This is a genomic window from Campylobacter concisus (genome assembly GCF_902460625.1).
GTDB lineage: Bacteria > Campylobacterota > Campylobacteria > Campylobacterales > Campylobacteraceae > Campylobacter_A > Campylobacter_A concisus_AD.
The window spans coordinates 123,505-142,026 of record NZ_CABPUT010000004.1; the positions used below are offsets into that span (position 1 = coordinate 123,505).

18 protein-coding genes are annotated in these 18,522 nt (G+C 37.7%); all 18 read left to right on the forward strand.

The window, feature by feature from the left end; all coding sequences use genetic code 11:
- The first annotated feature begins 1 nt into the window (after position 1).
- Positions 2–487 carry a transcription elongation factor GreA gene (gene greA, locus F3G69_RS03695; protein ID WP_072594430.1) on the forward strand — a complete coding sequence of 162 codons (486 nt, stop codon included), beginning with the start codon at positions 2–4 and terminating at the stop codon, positions 485–487.
- A gap of 63 nt (positions 488–550) precedes the next feature.
- On the forward strand, positions 551–1,342 hold the full coding sequence (locus tag F3G69_RS03700; protein WP_149714460.1) for a UDP-2,3-diacylglucosamine diphosphatase: 792 nt from the start codon (positions 551–553) through the stop codon (positions 1,340–1,342).
- Positions 1,342–2,295, forward strand: coding sequence for a chemotaxis protein (locus F3G69_RS03705; protein WP_087577569.1), 954 nt, complete (start codon positions 1,342–1,344; stop codon positions 2,293–2,295). Before F3G69_RS03700 ends, F3G69_RS03705 begins: the two co-directional genes overlap by 1 nt.
- An 8-nt stretch (positions 2,296–2,303) precedes the next feature.
- On the forward strand, positions 2,304–4,658 hold the full coding sequence (locus F3G69_RS03710; RefSeq protein ID WP_149714461.1) for a hybrid sensor histidine kinase/response regulator: 2,355 nt from the start codon (positions 2,304–2,306) through the stop codon (positions 4,656–4,658).
- A 9-nt stretch (positions 4,659–4,667) separates the two neighbouring features.
- Complete coding sequence (locus F3G69_RS03715; RefSeq protein ID WP_072594427.1) at positions 4,668–5,165, forward strand: chemotaxis protein CheW; 498 nt, start codon at positions 4,668–4,670, stop codon at positions 5,163–5,165.
- Between the two features lie 8 nt (positions 5,166–5,173).
- Positions 5,174–5,803 carry a phosphoserine phosphatase SerB gene (serB, locus tag F3G69_RS03720; RefSeq protein WP_149714462.1) on the forward strand — a complete coding sequence of 210 codons (630 nt, stop codon included), beginning with the start codon at positions 5,174–5,176 and terminating at the stop codon, positions 5,801–5,803.
- A gap of 6 nt (positions 5,804–5,809) precedes the next feature.
- Positions 5,810–6,802 (forward strand): transaldolase, encoded by a 993-nt coding sequence (locus F3G69_RS03725; protein ID WP_103599817.1) that lies wholly within the window; start codon positions 5,810–5,812, stop codon positions 6,800–6,802.
- A gap of 117 nt (positions 6,803–6,919) precedes the next feature.
- Entirely contained in the window at positions 6,920–7,456 is a 537-nt protein-coding gene (locus tag F3G69_RS03730; RefSeq protein ID WP_021091684.1) for a 50S ribosomal protein L25/general stress protein Ctc, read from the forward strand.
- An 11-nt stretch (positions 7,457–7,467) separates the two neighbouring features.
- A complete protein-coding gene (gene pth / locus F3G69_RS03735) occupies positions 7,468–8,016 on the forward strand; it encodes an aminoacyl-tRNA hydrolase (RefSeq protein ID WP_103599816.1) in 549 nt (182 codons plus the stop codon).
- Positions 8,013–9,077, forward strand: coding sequence for an LptF/LptG family permease (locus tag F3G69_RS03740; RefSeq protein WP_149714463.1), 1,065 nt, complete (start codon positions 8,013–8,015; stop codon positions 9,075–9,077). The genes pth and F3G69_RS03740 overlap by 4 nt, the downstream gene beginning before the upstream one ends.
- 55 nt (positions 9,078–9,132) lie before the next feature.
- Entirely contained in the window at positions 9,133–10,356 is a 1,224-nt protein-coding gene (lysA, locus tag F3G69_RS03745; RefSeq protein WP_149714464.1) for a diaminopimelate decarboxylase, read from the forward strand.
- On the forward strand, positions 10,340–11,419 hold the full coding sequence (gene pheA / locus F3G69_RS03750) for a prephenate dehydratase (protein WP_103599813.1): 1,080 nt from the start codon (positions 10,340–10,342) through the stop codon (positions 11,417–11,419). Before lysA ends, pheA begins: the two co-directional genes overlap by 17 nt.
- On the forward strand, positions 11,419–12,516 hold the full coding sequence (hisC, locus tag F3G69_RS03755) for a histidinol-phosphate transaminase (RefSeq protein WP_103599812.1): 1,098 nt from the start codon (positions 11,419–11,421) through the stop codon (positions 12,514–12,516). Before pheA ends, hisC begins: the two co-directional genes overlap by 1 nt.
- 4 nt (positions 12,517–12,520) lie before the next feature.
- Positions 12,521–14,218 (forward strand): flagellar basal-body MS-ring/collar protein FliF, encoded by a 1,698-nt coding sequence (fliF, locus tag F3G69_RS03760; protein ID WP_084042226.1) that lies wholly within the window; start codon positions 12,521–12,523, stop codon positions 14,216–14,218.
- The gene (fliG, locus tag F3G69_RS03765; RefSeq protein WP_149714465.1) at positions 14,218–15,249 is read left to right on the forward strand and encodes a flagellar motor switch protein FliG; all 1,032 of its coding nucleotides are present in this window, start codon (positions 14,218–14,220) and stop codon (positions 15,247–15,249) included. Before fliF ends, fliG begins: the two co-directional genes overlap by 1 nt.
- Complete coding sequence (gene fliH, locus F3G69_RS03770) at positions 15,246–16,109, forward strand: flagellar assembly protein FliH (protein WP_149714466.1); 864 nt, start codon at positions 15,246–15,248, stop codon at positions 16,107–16,109. The genes fliG and fliH overlap by 4 nt, the downstream gene beginning before the upstream one ends.
- Positions 16,102–17,928, forward strand: a complete 1,827-nt coding sequence (gene dxs / locus F3G69_RS03775) for a 1-deoxy-D-xylulose-5-phosphate synthase (protein WP_149714467.1) — start codon at positions 16,102–16,104, stop codon at positions 17,926–17,928. Before fliH ends, dxs begins: the two co-directional genes overlap by 8 nt.
- A 72-nt stretch (positions 17,929–18,000) precedes the next feature.
- Positions 18,001–18,411 carry a Fur family transcriptional regulator gene (locus F3G69_RS03780; RefSeq protein WP_149714468.1) on the forward strand — a complete coding sequence of 137 codons (411 nt, stop codon included), beginning with the start codon at positions 18,001–18,003 and terminating at the stop codon, positions 18,409–18,411.
- The last annotated feature ends 111 nt before the right edge of the window (positions 18,412–18,522 follow it).

Genomic DNA, 18,522 nt, shown 5'->3' on the forward strand with positions numbered 1-18,522 from the left:
AATGAGTGAACCAATGACAATGCACGGATATGAAAAGATAGAAGCTGAGCTAAAAGATTTAAGGCTGGTGCAACGCCCTCAAATCGTAACTGAGATCGACATCGCAAGAAGCCACGGCGATCTAAAAGAAAACGCTGAGTATCACGCTGCAAAAGAAAAGCAAGCTTTCATAGATGCCAGGATAGCAGAGCTAAGCGCGCTTCTTGCAAATGCTGAAGTGATCGATCCAAGTAGCTATGAGCACGATAGAGTTAGGTTTGGCTCAAGCGTTACGATAATGGACGAGGAAACCGAAATAGAGCATACATATACGATAGTTGGCATTAGCGAAAGCGACATCGATAAAGGCTATATCTCGATAAACTCACCTCTTGCAAAGCAACTTTTGGGCAAGGCTGAGGGCGATGAAGTTGTGCTAAATTTACCAAAAGGCAGAAGCGACGTTGAGATCGTAAAAATTTGCTATAAGCCTATAAAATTTGACTAAAAAGATGGGACAAAGAGCTAGAAACTGCTTTTTGGCTCTACTAATTTTTAATTAAGGCAAAATTTGAGCGAATATCTATATGCCCCCGTTATAAAAGAAGGTGCGATCTTTTTAGCAGATGCCCATGAAAACGTAAACCGAAATGGCTTTTTAAAATTTTTAAGAGCTGTTGATAGCGGGGAGATCAAAGAGCCACCACAAATTTTTTTGTTAGGCGATATGTTTGACTTTCTAACGGGCGAGGGCGAATACACAATAGAATTTTACTCTGAGCACTTAAACCTTATAAATAAAATTTCACAAAAGGTAGAAATTTTTTACTTCGAGGGCAACCACGATTTTAGACTTTCAAATTTATTTAATAAAACAAGAGAAATTTGGGATGGGCGTGAGATGCTGCGCTATAAAAGCGTTAGGGTTTATGATATTTACGATCAGCCAGCAAATTTTAAAACGATCAATGAAGAGCGCGTCCAGATCGCGCATGGCGATATATTTTTACCTTTTGTAGATAAATATGCACTTAGATTTTTGCGTTTAAAATGGTTTTTAAAATTTATGAATGCTTTGGATAAATTTTTACGTTTTAAAATATCAAAAGCGATATTAGCAAAACTTACTAAGAAAAATTTAGACTATAAAATTCCTAATTTTAAGGAGTTAATGAGCAAGCATTTGCAAGGATATGAGGCCGGCATTGTGATAGAAGGACACTATCATCAAGGTAGGCAATTTAATATTTATGATAGATTTTATATAAATTTACCTTGTTTTGCATGTGAGCAAAGTTATTTTGTTGTAGAATACGCCCAGCAAAAATTAAATTTGCTCAAAATGAGTTTGAAAGGACATTGATGTTTGGAGATAACGTACTAAAAACGGACTCAAACGAGATGGAACTTGTTGATTTTCGTATCTTTAAAAAGACCGAAAACAAAGTATATGAAGGAATATACGGAGTCAATGTCGCAAAGGTGCGGGAGATCATTAAGATGCCAAATCTTACAGAGCTTCCTGGCGTTCCTGAGTATATCGAGGGAATTTTTGATTTAAGAGGCGTGGTGATCCCTGTCATAAATTTGGCAAGATGGATGAATATTATCGAGCCAACCGAAGGCGTAGTTATAAAGCCACGTGTTATTATCGCTGAGTTTAGTGGTATTTTGATCGGTTTTATCGTCCATGAGGCAAAAAGGATCAGGCGTATAAGCTGGAAAGATATCGAGCCTGCAAATTTTGCTTCAGGTTCTGGCGCTTTAGATAAAGGCAAAATAACAGGCGTAACAAGAATAGAAAATGATGAAGTTTTACTTATTCTTGATCTTGAAAGCATAGTAGAAGAGCTTGGAATTTACTCACCAAAGATCGAATTTGATGTAACAGACGATCAAAAATTAAAAGGTGTTTCTTTAGTTTTAGATGATAGCTCGACTGCTAGAAAACTGGTAAAAGACGCACTTGAGAAGATGGGACTTAGCGTAGTCGAGGCTAAAAACGGCGTTGAGGGCTTGGAAAGAATGGAAGAGCTTTATCAAAGATATGGAGATAACTTATCAAGAGAGCTTAGAGTTATCTTAAGCGATATCGAAATGCCACAGATGGATGGATACCGTTTTGCTTCAACTCTTAAAAACGATGAAAGATTTAAAGAGGTTCCAATAGTATTTAACTCCTCATTGAGTAATGATTTTAGCGAAATCAAGAGCAAAGAAGCTGGTGGTGCGGCGTATCTTACAAAATTTGATGCAAGCATATTTTATCAAGAAGTGCTAAAAGTCATTGAAGCACATTCTAAATCTGCAAAATGAGGTGAAACATGGATGATATGAAAGAAATAATGGAAGACTTTTTAATAGAAGCTTTCGAACTTATTGAGCAGATAGATCATGACCTTGTTGAGCTTGAGTCAAACCCTGAAGATTTGGAATTATTAAATAGAATTTTCCGCGTTGCTCACACAGTAAAAGGTAGTTCAAGCTTTTTAAATTTTGATGTTTTAACAGAGCTTACTCACCATATGGAGGATGTTTTAAATAAAGCTAGAAAAGGCGAGCTAAAGATCACTCCAGACATTATGGACGTAGTTCTTGAGTCAGTTGATATGATGAAAGGCTTGTTAAGCAGCATTAGAGATCATGGAAATGATACAGCTGCTGGCATTGATATTAAAAATATTTGTGCAAGACTTACTCAAATTTCTGAAGGTGAGGTTCCAGTAGCAGCTCCTGAAGCTCCTGTCACGCCAGTAGCTGAGCCAACACCAGAGCCGGCAAAAGAGTCAGAGCCAGCCGCGCCTGCCGAAGAAGCACCAGAGATAAGTGATGCTGAGCTTTCAAAGCTAAGTGATTCAGAAGTTGAAGCTGAGATAGAAAGACTCTTAAAGGTTAGAAAGGCTGAGGATCAAGCAAGGCGTGCTTCAAAAGGTATAGCTCCAAAATCTCCTAGCGAGATAGCCCCAGCTGCAAGTAGCACTTCAGCTCCAGCTGCAAAAGCAGAGAGCAAAGAAAAAGACGGAGATAAGAAGGTCCCAGCGGCAAGTAGCGGTGCAGTAGCTCAGGAACAAACTATACGTGTTGAGGTAAAAAGACTTGACCACTTAATGAACCTAATTGGTGAGCTTGTTCTTGGTAAAAACCGCTTATTAAAAATTTATGATGACGTGGAAGAGAGATATGAGGGTGAGAAATTCCTTGAAGAGCTAAACCAGGTAGTTTCAAGTCTAAGCTTGGTAACGACTGATATTCAGCTTGCCGTTATGAAGACAAGAATGCTACCAATAGCAAAAGTCTTTAATAAATTCCCACGTATGATACGCGATCTTAGCCGCGACCTTGGTAAGCAAATCGATCTTGAAATTTCAGGTGAAGAGACTGAGCTTGATAAGTCAATCGTAGAAGAGATCGGCGATCCACTAGTTCACATAATCAGAAATTCATGCGATCACGGTATCGAGGATCCTGAGACAAGAAAGGCAGCAGGTAAGCCAGAAAAAGGACTTGTTCAGTTAAAAGCTTACAATGAAGGTAATCACATCGTTGTTGAGATAGTTGATGATGGTAAGGGTCTAGATGCTGACATGCTTAAATCTAAATCTATAGAAAAAGGCATCATCACTGAGCGCGAAGCTGATGCGATGAGCGAAAAAGAGGCATTTAGCCTTATCTTTAGACCAGGATTTTCAACTGCGGCAAAGGTCACAAACGTATCTGGTCGTGGTGTTGGTATGGACGTTGTTAAAACTAATATCGAAAAACTAAACGGTATCATTGATATTGAAAGTGAAGTTGGAAAAGGCACAGTTATGAAGCTTAAAATTCCACTCACACTTGCGATTATTCAGTCGCTACTTGTTGGAACGCAAGAAGAATTTTACGCTATTCCACTTGCTAGTGTTCTTGAAACTGTTCGTGTACCGATTGATGATATTTACACGATCGATGGCAAAAATGTACTAAGGCTAAGAGATGAAGTCTTGTCTCTTGTTAGACTTTCTGACGTATTTGGTGTTGAAAAGGCATTTGATGGTGGAGATCAAACTTATGTCGTAATAATCGGTGTTGCTGAAGCAAAACTAGGCATTATCGTCGATACTTTGGTTGGACAAGAAGAGATTGTTATTAAATCAATGGGTGATTATTTACAAAATATCCCAGGTATTGCTGGAGCGACTATTAGAGGTGATGGTCGTGTGACATTGATTATCGATGTTGGTGCTATGATGGAGATGGCAAAAGATATCAAGGTAGATATTAGAGCCGAAATAGAAGATAGCACAAAAGCAAAGGAAAAACCAAGCGATTATAAAGTCTTGATAGTTGATGATTCAAAAATGGATAGAACTATCATGCAAAAAGCGCTTGAACCAACTGGGGTAACAATAATAGAAGCCACAAACGGTGTTGAGGCATTAAACATCGTAAAATCCGGAGAGCACTCCTTTGATGCGATCTTGATAGATATTGAGATGCCAAGAATGGATGGATATACACTAGCTGGCGAAATTAGAAAATACTCTAAGTATAGAAATTTACCACTTATTGCTGTTACATCAAGGACGTCAAAAACAGATAGGTTGCGTGGCGTAGAAGTTGGAATGACTGAGTATATTACAAAACCATATTCAGCCGAGTACTTAGAAAATGTCGTTAGAAAGAATATAAAATTAGCTTAGGGGTAAGGGATGAACAATAAACTAAATCAAGTTTTAAGCAAGCAAAAACAGCAAATGAATGGTCCTGAGTTAAAAAATAATGAGGATATAGTTCAGCTAGTAGGATTTGTTGTCGGTGAGGAAGAGTACGCAATACCTATTTTAAATATCCAAGAGATAATCAAACCTATTGAATATACACGTGTTCCTAGTGTGCCTGATTACGTTCTTGGTGTGTTTAACCTACGTGGAAATGTTATTCCGCTTATTGATTTGCGTAAGCGTTTTTCACTAAATGTCACAAAACAAAGCCCAAGCACAAGATATATCGTTATGAAAGATGCGGATAATATCGCTGGCTTTGTGATAGACCGCTTGACGGAGGCTATAAGAATAGACCGCAACAGGATCGATCCGCCACCAGAGACTTTAGTAAAAGACAAAGGCATGATTTATGGTATCGGTAAGCGCGACCAAAATATCCTTACGATCTTAAAGGTCGAAAGCCTTTTAAAACGTGATTTTTAGGGTATAGCTTGATAAAACTTTGTGTTTTTGATTTTGACTCTACAATAATGGACGGCGAGACAATAGATATTCTCGCCGCCGCTAATAATGCTAGTGAAGAAGTAGCTAATATAACTAAGCGCTCGATGAACGGTGAGCTTGATTTTTTTGAAAGTCTTACGAAAAGAGTAAAATTTTTAAAAGGATTGCCACTTTTAAAAGTAAATGAAATTTGTAAAAATTTACCCATTATGCCAGGAGCTGGCGAGCTAATAGAAGCTTTAAAACAAAAGGGTATCAAAGTTGTGGTTTTTAGCGGTGGATTTCACAATGCAACCGATGTAATGCAAAAAAAACTTAATTTTGATGCAAATTTTGCAAATATATTGCAGCACCACAAAGATGGAATTTTAACAGGCGAAGTTGGCGGAGAAATGATGTTTAGTAGTTCAAAGGGAGATATGATTGACCGCTTGTGTGGACTATTAAATTTAGGCAAGGACGAGATAATGTGTGTTGGGGACGGAGCCAATGACATATCGATGTTTAGAAAGTGCGACCTTAGCATTGCATTTTGTGCAAAAGATATCTTAAAAAAAGAGGCGACACATTGTGTTGATGTTAAAGACTTGCGTGAAATTTTAAAATTTATAAGGTAGAAATTAATGTATGACAACGAAGCTAAATTCTCTCTTTGGTGTGATTTTATAGAGAGAAATTTTTTACAAAGCGAATTTAACTCTTTATTGGAAAATAATGTTATAAACGGCGCTACAAGCAACCCAGCTATTTTTAAAACAGCATTTGCTTCACCTGCTTATAAAAAGATAATAGAAACTAGCAATAAACGCCACCCAAAAGATCTTTATGAAATTTTGGCTACTCAAGATATAAAAATTGCAGCATGTAAAATGTTAAGGAATTATGCAAACGGCGATGATGGCTTTGTAAGCATTGAGGTTGATCCAAATTTAAGTGACGATACAGCCGCAACGATAGAGGAAGGTATCAGGCTTTATAATCTAATATCAATGCCAAATGTTATGATAAAAATTCCAGCTACAAAAGATGGTTATGAGGCGATGAGTGCGCTTATGGCAAGGGGAATTAGTGTAAATGCTACGCTTATATTCTCACCAGATCAGGCTAAAAACTGTCTTGAAGCTTTTAAAGAAGGCAGTAAAGCTTATGCAAGTCGCTTTATAGATACTACTATGCCAAAAGGTGTGATAAGTGTTTTTGTAAGTAGATTTGATAGAAAGCTTGATGAGGTTATGGCTGCAAAGAGCTTGCCAACGGGACAAATCGGCATAATGAATGCTGCAAATATATACCACCTAATCGAAGATTTTGGACTAGAAAATGTAAGAACGCTTTTTGCAAGCACAGGCGTAAAAGGCGGTAGTTTAAGAGGGGATTATTACGTTAGAGAGCTAATGTATAAAAATTCTATAAATACAGCACCAATAGAGACGATAAAAGAATTTATAAAAGAAAAAGCAGAGGCAAAAAATGTACCTAGTAAAGAAAATATCTCAAGCTTTTTTCAGATTATAAAAAATAATGAGATAGATATAAATGTCGTTTATAAAGATTTATTAAGCGATGGCTTAAAGCAGTTTGTATCAGCATTTGATGATATTATGAAATCACTTTAGACAAAGAAGCCCAAGCTAATACATAAACAGCAAAAGTGATTATTTTTAAACAAGCTTTATGTGAAATTTATAAAGCATTAGATAAAATCAGCACCTATTTTTTATGAAAGGAAAACGATGTTAGAAGGAATCGTTAGAGAGAGTATCGGTAAGAAGTCTGCGAAGGCTTTGAGAAGAGATGGTTATCTAATCGCCAACATTTATGGCAAGGGATTAGAGAATGTTGCAGCTGCTTTTAAAGTAAATGACTTTATTAAAGAAGCACGCAAAAAAGAGAGCCTTGCTTTTGATGTAAAAGTAGGCGGAAAAGTTTATAATGTCGTTATTGTTGATTACCAAAGAGATGTTGTTACAAGTGATCTTAAACACGTAGATCTAAAAGTAGCACTTCCAGGCGTTTTATCAAAATATATGATCCCAGTTAAGCCAGTTGGAACACCTATTGGTCTTAAAAATAAGGGCGTTTTGATCCAGTCAAAAAGACGTCTTTGCGTAAAATGTACAGCTGAAAATTTACCAAATTCATTTGACGTTGATGTAAGCAAACTTGACATTGATGATACGATTTTGGTTCGTGATATCACAGCTCCTAAGGGCGTTACCATTGTAGACGCTGACCGTGTTGCGGTACTTGGAGTTATTAAAGCTAAATAAAAAGGGCTTTTGTGACACTAATAGCGGGGCTGGGAAATCCTGGCTCCAAATATGAAAACACTAGACATAATATAGGCTTTATGCTTATAGACCTCCTAAAAGACTCAAATTACAAAGATGTCAGCTCAGCCAAATTCCAAGGCGAAGTTTTTAAATTTAATGACACTATCTTGCTAAAACCAACAACCTTTATGAACCTCTCTGGACAAAGTGTAAAAGTGGTCAAAGATTTTTATAAACCAGATAGAATAATTGTAATACACGATGACCTTGATCTTAGTTTTGGTTCAGTTAAATTTAAAAAAGGAGGTAGTAGCGGCGGGCATAACGGCATAAAATCAATCGATGGATTAATCGGCAACGACTACGAAAGGGTGCGTGTTGGCATTGGGCATGAGGGTGATGCTAAAAATTTCGTCCTTGGAGAGTTTAGTGATGAGGAGAAAAAGGCTTTAGATGAAATTTTAGCCTACACAAAAAATGCAGTTTGCGAGCTACTAAAGAGCGACATCAATGAAATTTCGCAAAAATTTACGATAAAAAAAGGTCTTATCAAATGAAACTATACGCCAGATACGTTGGCTGGGTCTATATAAAATCTTTTTTTATCGTATTTTTAGCGCTTGAACTATTTTATGTAGGCATTGATCTACTTACAAATTTAAAAGATTTGCCACCATCTGCAAACCTTCAGCTCCTTTATGTTGGGCTTACATCGCTTAGCGCTATTGGCTACGTTTTGCCACTTTCGCTTATTTTTGCACTCATTATTTTGCATGTAAATATGGTCAGGTCAAACGAGCTAATCAGCTTTTATGCGCTTGGTATTAGTAAAAATAGTCTAATTTTTCCACCATTTTTTATTGCACTTTTTGTAACTATTTTTTATGTTGGCTTAAATTTTACTCCATTTGCCTATGCGCACGACTATCAAAAAAGTATCGCTAAAAATACGGCTTTTTCGAAAAACACAAATGATTCGTTTTTAAAATTTGAAGGCAAATTTATCTACATAAAGGAGCTAAATTCTGTTAATCAAATAGCAAATGATGTTAGAATTTTTGAGATAAATGGCACAAATTTACTCTCAACTACATTTGCAAATCATGCTAATTTTAAAGACAATGAGTGGATTTTAAAAGATGTTAATCAAACTCTTTTGCCTCAAATTTTAGAGCTTGGTGGGGCTGGTTTTAATAAAATACAAAGCGAGAACTTAGATGCACTAAAAGGCTTTAAGCCAAAGAGTATTGAAAGCGCTGTTAGCGTTGAAAACTCAAAATTTAATATCCCAGATGCGATAAATTTTATAAAGACATTTAAAAATGAAGGCATCGGCCTTGATAGCGCAAAAACAGCTTTTTACAACCTTGCTATCGCTCCATTTTTTGCACCATTTTTATTGCTCATTTTTTACTATCATTTGCCTGTAACTGGTAGATTTTTTAATCTTGCACTTTCGACTTTTATTTTTGTTGTGATAACTCTTGTCGTTTGGGGACTGCTCTTTATTCTTGCAAAATTTGCACAAACTTCTGTGATCTTGCCAGAAATCGGCATAGTTTTGCCAGTCATTTTACTTTTTGTATACGCCATTTATCTCATAAAATCACATCGTTAAGCCAAATTTTGGCAAGCTTTTTGTAAAATCAAGCCATTTTAATAAAGGCTATTTTATGGATTTTAAAGAGCTTGCACGTAGATACAAAACCCCACTTTACATTTATGATTTTAACCACATAAAAAACCGCTATGAAGCACTAAAGAATGCATTTTTTGCTAGAAAATCTCTCATTTGTTATGCGGTGAAAGCAAACTCAAATCTAAGTGTTTTGAAATTTCTAGCCGACTTTGGAGCTGGATTTGATTGTGTTAGCATTGGCGAAGTAAAAAGAGCACTTTTAGCAGGCGCAAAGAGATATCAGATCATTTTTAGCGGTGTTGGCAAGAGCGATGAAGAGTTAAAAGAGGCTTTAAAAAATGAAATTTTGCTCATAAATGTCGAGAGTTTTGCTGAACTTTTAAGGCTTGAAAAGATCGCAAAAGGGCTAAACTTAAAAGCAAGAATTAGCATTAGGGTAAATCCAGGTGTCGATGCAAAAACTCACCCATATATCTCGACAGGACTAAATGAAAATAAATTTGGCGTTGATGCCGAAACAGCCAAAAAAATGTACATTCACGCTAAAGTTTCAGGCTCTCTTGAGCCAACTGGTATACATTTTCATATCGGCTCTCAGCTAACTTCACTTAGCCCGATAATCGATGCTGTAAATATCGTTAGCGAGCTTTTAAGAGAGCTAAGAGCGCTTGAAATTGATATCAAATTTTTTGACGTTGGCGGCGGACTTGGCATCATTTATAACGATGAAAAAGAGATAAATTTATATGACTATGCTCAAGGAATTTTAGCCGCACTAAAAGGTCAAGATGTGACCATCGTTTGCGAGCCAGGACGCTTTATCGTGGGCAATGCTGGCTACTTTGTTGCAAGCGTTTTATATGAAAAATTTAACGGCAAAAAGAGATTTGTCATCACTGATGGCGCGATGAATGATCTCATAAGGCCAAGCCTTTATGGCGCGCATCACAAAATTTTTGTCGATGGTAAAGACGAAAATTTAGGCACTTGTGACGTGGTCGGTCCAGTTTGTGAAAGTGGCGACTTTTTAGCAAAAGATATAGAGTTGCCGGAGTGCGATAGTGGCGATATTATCGTGGTAAAAGGTGCTGGAGCTTACGGTTTTAGCATGAGTTCAAACTACAACACAAGGAACAGAGCCGCTGAAGTTTGCGTGCTTGATGGCAAAGATAGACTCATAAGAAGACGTGAGAGCTTTGAAGATGTCGTGGCACTTGAGAGAGAATTTTTGGAGAGCGCTGATGCAAGAGCTAAATGAGCTTAGAAAAGAGATCGATGCGATCGATGATCTCATCTTAAATAAACTAAATGAAAGGATGATTTTAGTTGAACAAATCGGCAAGCTAAAACAAACTAGCGGAACGCCTATATATCGTCCTGAGCGTGAGCGAGCTATCATAAACCGCTTAACTAGTCTTAGCAAAGACAAAGCTTTAAATAAAGCTGCGATCGAGGCCATTTATCTTGAAATTTTTGCTGTTAGTAGAAATTTAGAAATGCCTCAAAAGATCGTCTATCTAGGGCCTGAAGGCACTTACACACATCAGGCAGCTCAGAGTAGATTTGGTGCGATGAGTTCATATTTGCCACTTGCGACCATCGAGGCGGTTTTTACAAAGCTAGCTCAAAAAGAGGCAAAATACGGCGTTGTGCCTATTGAAAACAACACTGAAGGCGCTGTTGGTGCTACGCTTGATTGTTTGAGTAAATTTAGTGATATAAAAATAGTTGCTGAGCTTTATGTGGATATCCACCACAGCTTTGTTAGCATAAATGAAAATTTAAAAGAGATAAAGCGAATTTATTCACATCCGCAAGGGTATAATCAATGCCGTAAATTTTTAGAAGATCATATGCTAAATGAAATTGAATTTGTCCCAGCAAAATCAACCGCAGCAGCTGCATACATGGCATCGATGGATAGAAACTCGGCCGCCATTTGCTCAAAGATCGCAGCAAAAATTTATAACGTGCCGATAGTTTATGAGACGATTGAAGATAATATGGCAAATAGAACGAGGTTTTTGATTTTAAGCGATTTTAAAAACGCCAAGGTTGAAAACTCGAAAACTTCGATCCTAGCAAAGACTGATCATAGTCCAGGACGCCTTGCTGATCTGCTTTCTATATTTAAAAATGAAAATATCAATATCACAAAACTTGAGTCACGCCCTATCAAGCAACGTGAATTTAAGTCAATGTTTTATCTTGATTTTGAAGGGCATATCGACGATGAGAAGGTACAAAATGCCTTTGAACTCGCAAAAGAGAGCGGTGCTGAGATAAGCTGGTTAGGGAGTTATTTAAACGGAGAAGAGTAATGAAGTTTAATGATTTTTTAGATGATTTAGTTAATTACGAGGCTGGAAAGCCGATTGAGCTTGTGGTTAGAGAGTTTGGCATCGAGGCAAAAGATGTGATAAAGCTAGCGAGCAACGAAAACCCTTTTGGTACGAGCAAACGCGTAGAGGAGGCGCTAAAAGAGGTCTCTAAAAAAGCACATCTCTATCCAGACGATAGCTACTTTGAGCTAAAAGAAGGACTGGCTAAAAAATTTGGCGTAACTAGTAAAAATTTAATTATCGGCTCTGGAAGTGACCAGATCATAGAATACGCACTCCACGCAAAGGCAAATAAGCAAAGTGGCGTTTTGATGGCTGGCGTGACATTTGCGATGTATGAAATTTATGCAAAACAAACTGGAGCAAAAATTTACCGCACAAAGAGTGTGGAGCATAATTTGAGCGAGTTTTTAGAAATTTATAATGCACATAAAGATGAAATCTCAGTCATCTTTCTTTGCTTGCCAAACAATCCTTTGGGCGAGTGTTTGGACGCAGATGAGGTCTTTAAATTTATAAAAAGCGTTGATGAAAACACGCTTGTTGTGCTTGATTGCGCCTACAATGAATTTGCAAAATTTAAAGATAGCAAAAAAGAGATAAAGCCAAGCGAGGTGGTAAAATTTAAAAATGCTATCTATCTTGGCACTTTTTCAAAAGCCTACGCACTTGGCGGCATGCGCGTTGGATACGGCGTGGCAAATGAAGAGATCATAGGCGCTCTCTCAAAACTAAGAGCTCCGTTTAACATCACAACTCCAAGCCTAAGAGCTGCGATAGTGGCGCTTGGAGATGATGAGTTTGTGCAGCAAACCATGCAAAATAACTTCGAGCAAATGAAGAGATATGAGGAATTTGCAAAGCAAAATGGCATTGAGTTTATCCCAAGCTATACGAATTTCATAACTTTTAAATTTAACGAGCCAAAATCAAGCCAGATATGCGAAAAGATGTTAAAAAAAGGTATAATTTTGCGAGATCTAAAAGGCTATGGTCTAAATGCAATAAGAATTACTATTGGACTTGGGTGGCAAAATGATAGAGTTTTTGAAGAATTAAAGCAGATTTTAAAGTAGAAATATGGATTTTAAGGCATTACTTCATCAAATAAGTCAAATTTACCAGAAGCTTTCATTAAAGCAAAAAATCGTTGCAGCTAGCTCTATCGTCTTGGTCGTGGCATTTTTGGTATTTTTAACACTTTATAAAAGCAAAAATGAAAATTTTGCAGGTTATAGCGTTCTTTTTGAAAACATTAGCCCAAACGATTCTGCCTTAATACTTGATCAGCTAAACAAAGATGGAATTAAATATAAATTGGCAAACGAAGGCACTATTCTTGTGCCAACGAGTGATGTTTATAAAGAGCGCATCGCTGTTGCAACGCTTGGAATACCAAAAGAGAGCAAAATCGGCTTTGAAATTTTTGATAAGCAAGAATTTGGTGCGACTGATGCCGAGCAGAGAGTAAAATTTCAAAGAGCGCTTGAGGGCGAACTAGCTAGAACGATTGAGAGTCTTTCTTCTATCCAAAAAGCGACTGTAAGAATAGCCATACCAAAAGAGAGCGTCTTTACTGAAAGACAAGCACTGCCAACCGCTTCTATCGTCGTTGAGCTAAAGCCAGGCGTTAGTTTAAATGCGAAGCAAATTTTTGGTATTAAAAACCTTGTCGCTGCCTCTGTTACAAACTTGAGCACAGAAAATGTAAAGATCGTCAATCAAGATGGCGTCGCACTTGGCGATGAAGACGGTGAGTTTGATAGTGATGCTATAGCTCAGCAGATCCGCTATAAGCGCGAGTTTGAAAATAATTACGAGCAAAAGATCGTAAATGTGCTAGCTCCTATCGTGGGCGGTGCGGACAAGGTCGTAGCAAAGGTAAATATCGACTTTGACTTTGATAAAAAAGATACAAAAAGCGAGGTTTATGACCCAAATAACGTCGTAAGAAGCGAGAGCAATATCGAAGAAAAGCGCCAAGGCTCAGCTCCAAATGAAGTGGGCGGCGTACCAGGTGCGGTTAGCAACATCGGCCCTGTTCAAGGCCTTGATGACAGCACTTTAAAAGAGCAGTACAACAAAAGCTCGCAGCAGACAAACTACGAAATTTCAAAGAAAGTAACAAGCATCAAAGGGCAGTTTGCTAGCATAAATAGAGTGAGTGCAGCTGTCGTTATAGACGGACTTTATCAGAGTAAAAAAGATAGTGATGGCAAGCCAACTGGTGAGGTAGAATTTACCCCACTTTCTAAAGAGCAAAGAGAATCAATCACAAATTTAATCAAACAATCAATCGGCTATAACCAAAATAGGGGCGATGAAGTAAGCTTAGATAACTTTGAGTTTAAAACCGGCAAAGATATAAGCACTAGCGAGAAGATGGATGGCTTTGTGAATAACTATGTAGTGCCATTTATGCCGCTACTAAAATATATTTTTGCAGCATTGTTGCTCTACATCTTCTACAAAAAAGTCATTGTGCCATTTATGCAAAAGATGCTTGAAGAGACAAAAGAAGAAGAGGAGCAAGTTCAAGATGGCCTTGAAGATATTGAGGTAGATGCCGAAGATACGCTTGAGAAATTTAAAGCTGCTCGCAAAAAGGTCGAAGAGCAACTAGGACTTAGTGGCGAGTTTAATGAAGATGAATTAAAATACGATGTTTTACTTGAGAAAATGAGAGCGGTCATCACAGAAAGAAATGAAGAGATAGCAATGCTACTTCAAGATATGGTAAAAAATGACAGCGACTTTAATATGCGTAAGGAAATTTGATGTCAATAAAGCTAAATGACAAGCAAAAAATGATTTATGATGATCTATCGATGCCTGAAAAGATTGCTATTTTGCTGATTCAGCTTGGCGAAGAGGCAACTGCTCTTATATTTTCTCACATGGATGTTGATGTTATCACTGAAATTTCAGGCTATATCGCAACTGCGAAAAATATTGATAAGCAAGTCGCAAGTGCTGTTCTAGAAGAATTTTACGCATTAATGCAGTCAAATCAATATATGAGAAGTGGTGGTTTAGAGTACGCAAAAGAAATTCTTTACCGCACATTTGGTCCAGAGGCAGCTCATAAAATTTTAGACAAGCTTGCAAAAAGTATGGAGAACTCAAAAAGCTTTGGCTATCTTGATAAGATAAAACCACAACAGCTGGCAGACTTTATCATAAAAGAGCACCCTCAAACCATAGCGCTAATACTAGCTCACATGGACTCAACAAGTGCTGCTGAAACGCTTAGCTTTTTCTCAGATGAGTTAAGAAGCGAAGTTGTCATTAGAATGGCAAATCTTGGTGATATTAGCCCATCTGTAATTAAGCGTGTTTCAACCGTGCTTGAGGGCAAGCTTGAAAGTCTTACATCTTATAAAGTCGAAGTTGGCGGTCCAAGAGCTGTGGCAGAAGTGCTTAATAGACTTGGGCAAAAAGCTAGCAAAAGTACGATCGAACGCATCGAACAAAGTGATGATAAGCTCGCAACAACGATTAAAGAGCTTATGTTTACCTTTGAAGATATTATCAACCTTAACGCAACTGCGATTAGAGAAATTCTTAAAAATGTCGATAAAAAAGACCTTATGGTCGCATTTAAAGGCTCAAGCGATGGCATAAAGGATAAATTTTTATCAAATATGTCTCAGCGTGCAGCAGAAGCCTTCAAAGAGGAGATGCAATATCTTGGCGCGGTGCGTGTAAAAGATGTTGAAGAGGCTCAAAGACGCATAGTAGAGACAGTGCAAACTCTAGCTGATCAAGGTGTATTCCAAGTCGGCGAAGCAGATGAGATGATAGAATGAAAAGCAGCGTAATAACCAGTGAGACTTCTCCAGCTCACTTTATAGAAAATTACAGATTTAAGGTGCTTGGAGTTGGAGAGCGAGCTGTAGATAGTGCTCCTGTATTGATAGAAGAAAATAATCTTAGTGAAGAGCTAAGTGAGCAAAATTTTGGGCAAAAGGGTGAAAATTTTGTTCCTCAAGCTAGCCACCAAACGCAAGCAAGCCCGCAAAACCACTTTGCTTCTCAGGCTCAAAGTCCACAAATACAGCAAGCAGGCGAGTCGAGCTTTGTTGAAGAACTGCTTAAAAAAACAGATGAGCTAAGTAGTAATATCATCAAACTTCAAATGCAAATAGAAAATCAAGAGAGCGAATTTGCTAAGCGCCTTGAGGCTGAAATTTCTCGTGCAAAAGAAGATGGTAAAAACGAAGGCATCGCCCAGGCAAATGCAGCAAATGAAGCAAGGATAAATGAGTTAGAGGCTAGATTTAGCGCTTCAGCTGCAAAGCTAGATGAGCAGTACGTTAAATTTGATGAGTTTTTAAAGAAGATCGAAGAAGAGCTTGGGCAAACTGCTATAAAAATTGCAAAAGAAGTAATTGATAAAGAAATTTCAACCTCTTCAAATCAGATCGCTCATCATTTAGCAAGCTCGCTTATAAAAGAGCTAAGTAATGTCAAAAATATAGAAATTCGTGTAAATCCTGAAGATAGTGAGTATCTAAAAGAGCAATTTAGCAAGAATGAACACGTCAAGATAAGCGCTGATGATGCTATAAGCAAAGGCGGTGTGGTTATTATAAGTGATGGTGGCAATATCGATGCGACTATGCAAACAAGGCTAGAAAAACTAAAAATGCTGGTAAATAATGAATAAAGACGTTAAAAGTTTAGATGTTGATGAACTAAACGCACTTTGTCATGACATCAGGGATAAAATTTTAGCTACCGTTAGCAAAAATGGCGGTCATCTTAGCTCAAATATCGGTGCAGTTGAGATCATTGTAGCGATACATAAAATTTTTGATGTGACAAAAGATCCATTTATTTACGATGTAAGCCACCAAAGCTATGCGCACAAGCTGCTAACTGGACGCTGGAAGAGCTTTGATACGCTTAGAAAATTTAACGGCATCAGTGGCTATACAAAGCCAAGCGAAAGTAAATTTGACTACTTTGTAGCAGGGCATAGCTCGACATCCATATCTTTAGCAGTTGGTGCTGCAAAGGCGATAAAACTTAAAAACGAAGATCGTATCCCAGTAGCTGTCATAGGCGATGGCTCACTAAGTGGCGGCATGGCGTACGAGGCGCTAAATGAGCTAGGCGATAGAAAATATCCTTGCGTCATCATCCTAAACGACAACGAGATGAGTATAAGCAAGCCAATAGGCGCACTTAGCAAGTATCTAAGCCAAATGATGGCAGGGCAGTTTTATCAAAAATTTAAGGGCAGGGTTGAGAAATTTCTAAGTTATATGCCAGATTCAGCCGCATATATGGCTAGACGTATCGAAGAGGGCATTAGACTCATCACTCCTGGCATGTTTTTTGAAGAGCTTGGGCTTGAGTACATAGGCCCTGTCGATGGACACGACTTAGGCGCGCTTCTTAGTACATTTGAAACTGCTAAAAATATGAAAAAGCCAGTCATTGTGCACGTGCAGACACTAAAGGGTAAAGGATATGAATTTGCCGAGGGTTGCTATGAAAATTGGCACGGAGTCGGGCCATTTGATCTAAAAAGTGGCGAATTTATTAAAAGACAGTCAAATAAGTCAGCCACGGCGATCTTTAGCGAGCAGCTTTTAAAGATGGCAAGAGAGCACAGCGATATCGTTGGTGTGACGGCTGCGATGCCAACAGGCACTGGCATGGATGCCTTGATACAAGAATTTCCAGATCGTTTTTGGGACGTAGCGATAGCTGAGCAGCATGCAGTTACCTCTATGTCAGCCATGGCGAAAGAGGGCTTTAAGCCATTTGTTGCGATATACTCGACTTTTATGCAAAGAGCCTATGATCAAGTCATTCATGACGCTTCTATTTTAAATTTAAATATCACTTTTGCGATGGATAGGGCTGGCATTGTGGGCGAAGATGGCGAAACGCATCAGGGCGCCTTTGATATTAGCTTTTTAAATGCTGTACCAAATATGGTTCTTTTTGCTCCAAGGTGCGAAGAGAGCATGAAAAATGTTATGGAATTTGCCTACTCTTACAAGGGTGTAAGTGCATTTAGATATCCGCGTGGAGCGTTTATCTTAAGAGATGAGTTTGAAGCTAAGTCACTTGAGTTTGGCAAGGGTGAAATTTTAGCTGATGCAAATAGTGATATTGTATTTTTAGGCTATGGCAACGGCGTTGGCAGAGCAAATTTGGTCAGAAATTTACTAGCTGACAAGCTTGATGTGATATTGGTTGATCTTGTCTTTGCAAAGCCGCTTGATAGTGAGCTTTTACTGGATCTTGCAAAACGTACTAAAAAGTGGTACATCTTTAGCGATAGTGCCAAAAAAGGCGGTATTGGTGAGATAGTAAGTGCATTTTTACAAGAAAATAAAATTTCAAATATAAGCGTCATTAGCTTCGAGTATGAAGATAAATTTATCCCCCATGGTTCAACAGCTGAGGTTGAAAAGTACCTTGGTATAAGTGCCGAGCAGATTACCAAAAATTTACTAGAAAATAATTAATATCATTTAATAAAGTAACGTTTAATATTATTTTTGCTAGCATAAGCCAAAATAAAAACAAGGAAAAGCATTATGCAATACGTATCATTATTAAAGCAATCTGGGCTAAAAGTTACGCCACAACGCCTTAGCGTTTTAAGAATTCTTGATCTCCACACGCATCCAACGATTGATGAGCTTTATGATGAGATTTTAAAAGAGAGTCCATCGGTTTCTCTAGCAACGGTTTATAAAAATTTAAATACTTTAAAAGACGAAGGTCTCGTAGTTGAAGTAAATATCGTCAATCAAAAAGCTAGATACGACATCTACGAATATCCACATATCCATGTTGTATGTGAAAGCTGTGGAAGCGTCGAGGACGTGAGCTACGATGATGCTGAGCTTGGCAAATATCAAGAGGCACTAGAAAAGAAGATCGGAAATATAATAGAACGTCTAAACATCGTAGCTAGTGTAAAAAGCTGTAAACACTGTAAATAAAATTTATGTTGCTATTTAGCAACATAAATTCCATCTTTTTTCTTATAAAAATACTTTTAAAATAAGCCTAAATTTAGCATTTTTCTCATTGTTTTAAGCACTAACTTGCTA

What these genes read in the sequence shown, in the direction of transcription:
- greA (WP_072594430.1), top strand. Translation starts at nt 2, where the DNA reads ATGAGTGAACCAATGACAATGCACGGATATGAAAAGATAGAAGCTGAG.
- F3G69_RS03705 (WP_087577569.1), top strand. Translation starts at nt 1,342, where the DNA reads ATGTTTGGAGATAACGTACTAAAAACGGACTCAAACGAGATGGAACTT.
- F3G69_RS03710 (WP_149714461.1), top strand. Translation starts at nt 2,304, where the DNA reads ATGGATGATATGAAAGAAATAATGGAAGACTTTTTAATAGAAGCTTTC.
- F3G69_RS03715 (WP_072594427.1), top strand. Translation starts at nt 4,668, where the DNA reads ATGAACAATAAACTAAATCAAGTTTTAAGCAAGCAAAAACAGCAAATG.
- F3G69_RS03725 (WP_103599817.1), top strand. Translation starts at nt 5,810, where the DNA reads ATGTATGACAACGAAGCTAAATTCTCTCTTTGGTGTGATTTTATAGAG.
- F3G69_RS03730 (WP_021091684.1), top strand. Translation starts at nt 6,920, where the DNA reads ATGTTAGAAGGAATCGTTAGAGAGAGTATCGGTAAGAAGTCTGCGAAG.
- F3G69_RS03740 (WP_149714463.1), top strand. Translation starts at nt 8,013, where the DNA reads ATGAAACTATACGCCAGATACGTTGGCTGGGTCTATATAAAATCTTTT.
- lysA (WP_149714464.1), top strand. Translation starts at nt 9,133, where the DNA reads ATGGATTTTAAAGAGCTTGCACGTAGATACAAAACCCCACTTTACATT.
- pheA (WP_103599813.1), top strand. Translation starts at nt 10,340, where the DNA reads ATGCAAGAGCTAAATGAGCTTAGAAAAGAGATCGATGCGATCGATGAT.
- hisC (WP_103599812.1), top strand. Translation starts at nt 11,419, where the DNA reads ATGAAGTTTAATGATTTTTTAGATGATTTAGTTAATTACGAGGCTGGA.
- fliF (WP_084042226.1), top strand. Translation starts at nt 12,521, where the DNA reads ATGGATTTTAAGGCATTACTTCATCAAATAAGTCAAATTTACCAGAAG.
- fliG (WP_149714465.1), top strand. Translation starts at nt 14,218, where the DNA reads ATGTCAATAAAGCTAAATGACAAGCAAAAAATGATTTATGATGATCTA.
- fliH (WP_149714466.1), top strand. Translation starts at nt 15,246, where the DNA reads ATGAAAAGCAGCGTAATAACCAGTGAGACTTCTCCAGCTCACTTTATA.
- dxs (WP_149714467.1), top strand. Translation starts at nt 16,102, where the DNA reads ATGAATAAAGACGTTAAAAGTTTAGATGTTGATGAACTAAACGCACTT.
- F3G69_RS03780 (WP_149714468.1), top strand. Translation starts at nt 18,001, where the DNA reads ATGCAATACGTATCATTATTAAAGCAATCTGGGCTAAAAGTTACGCCA.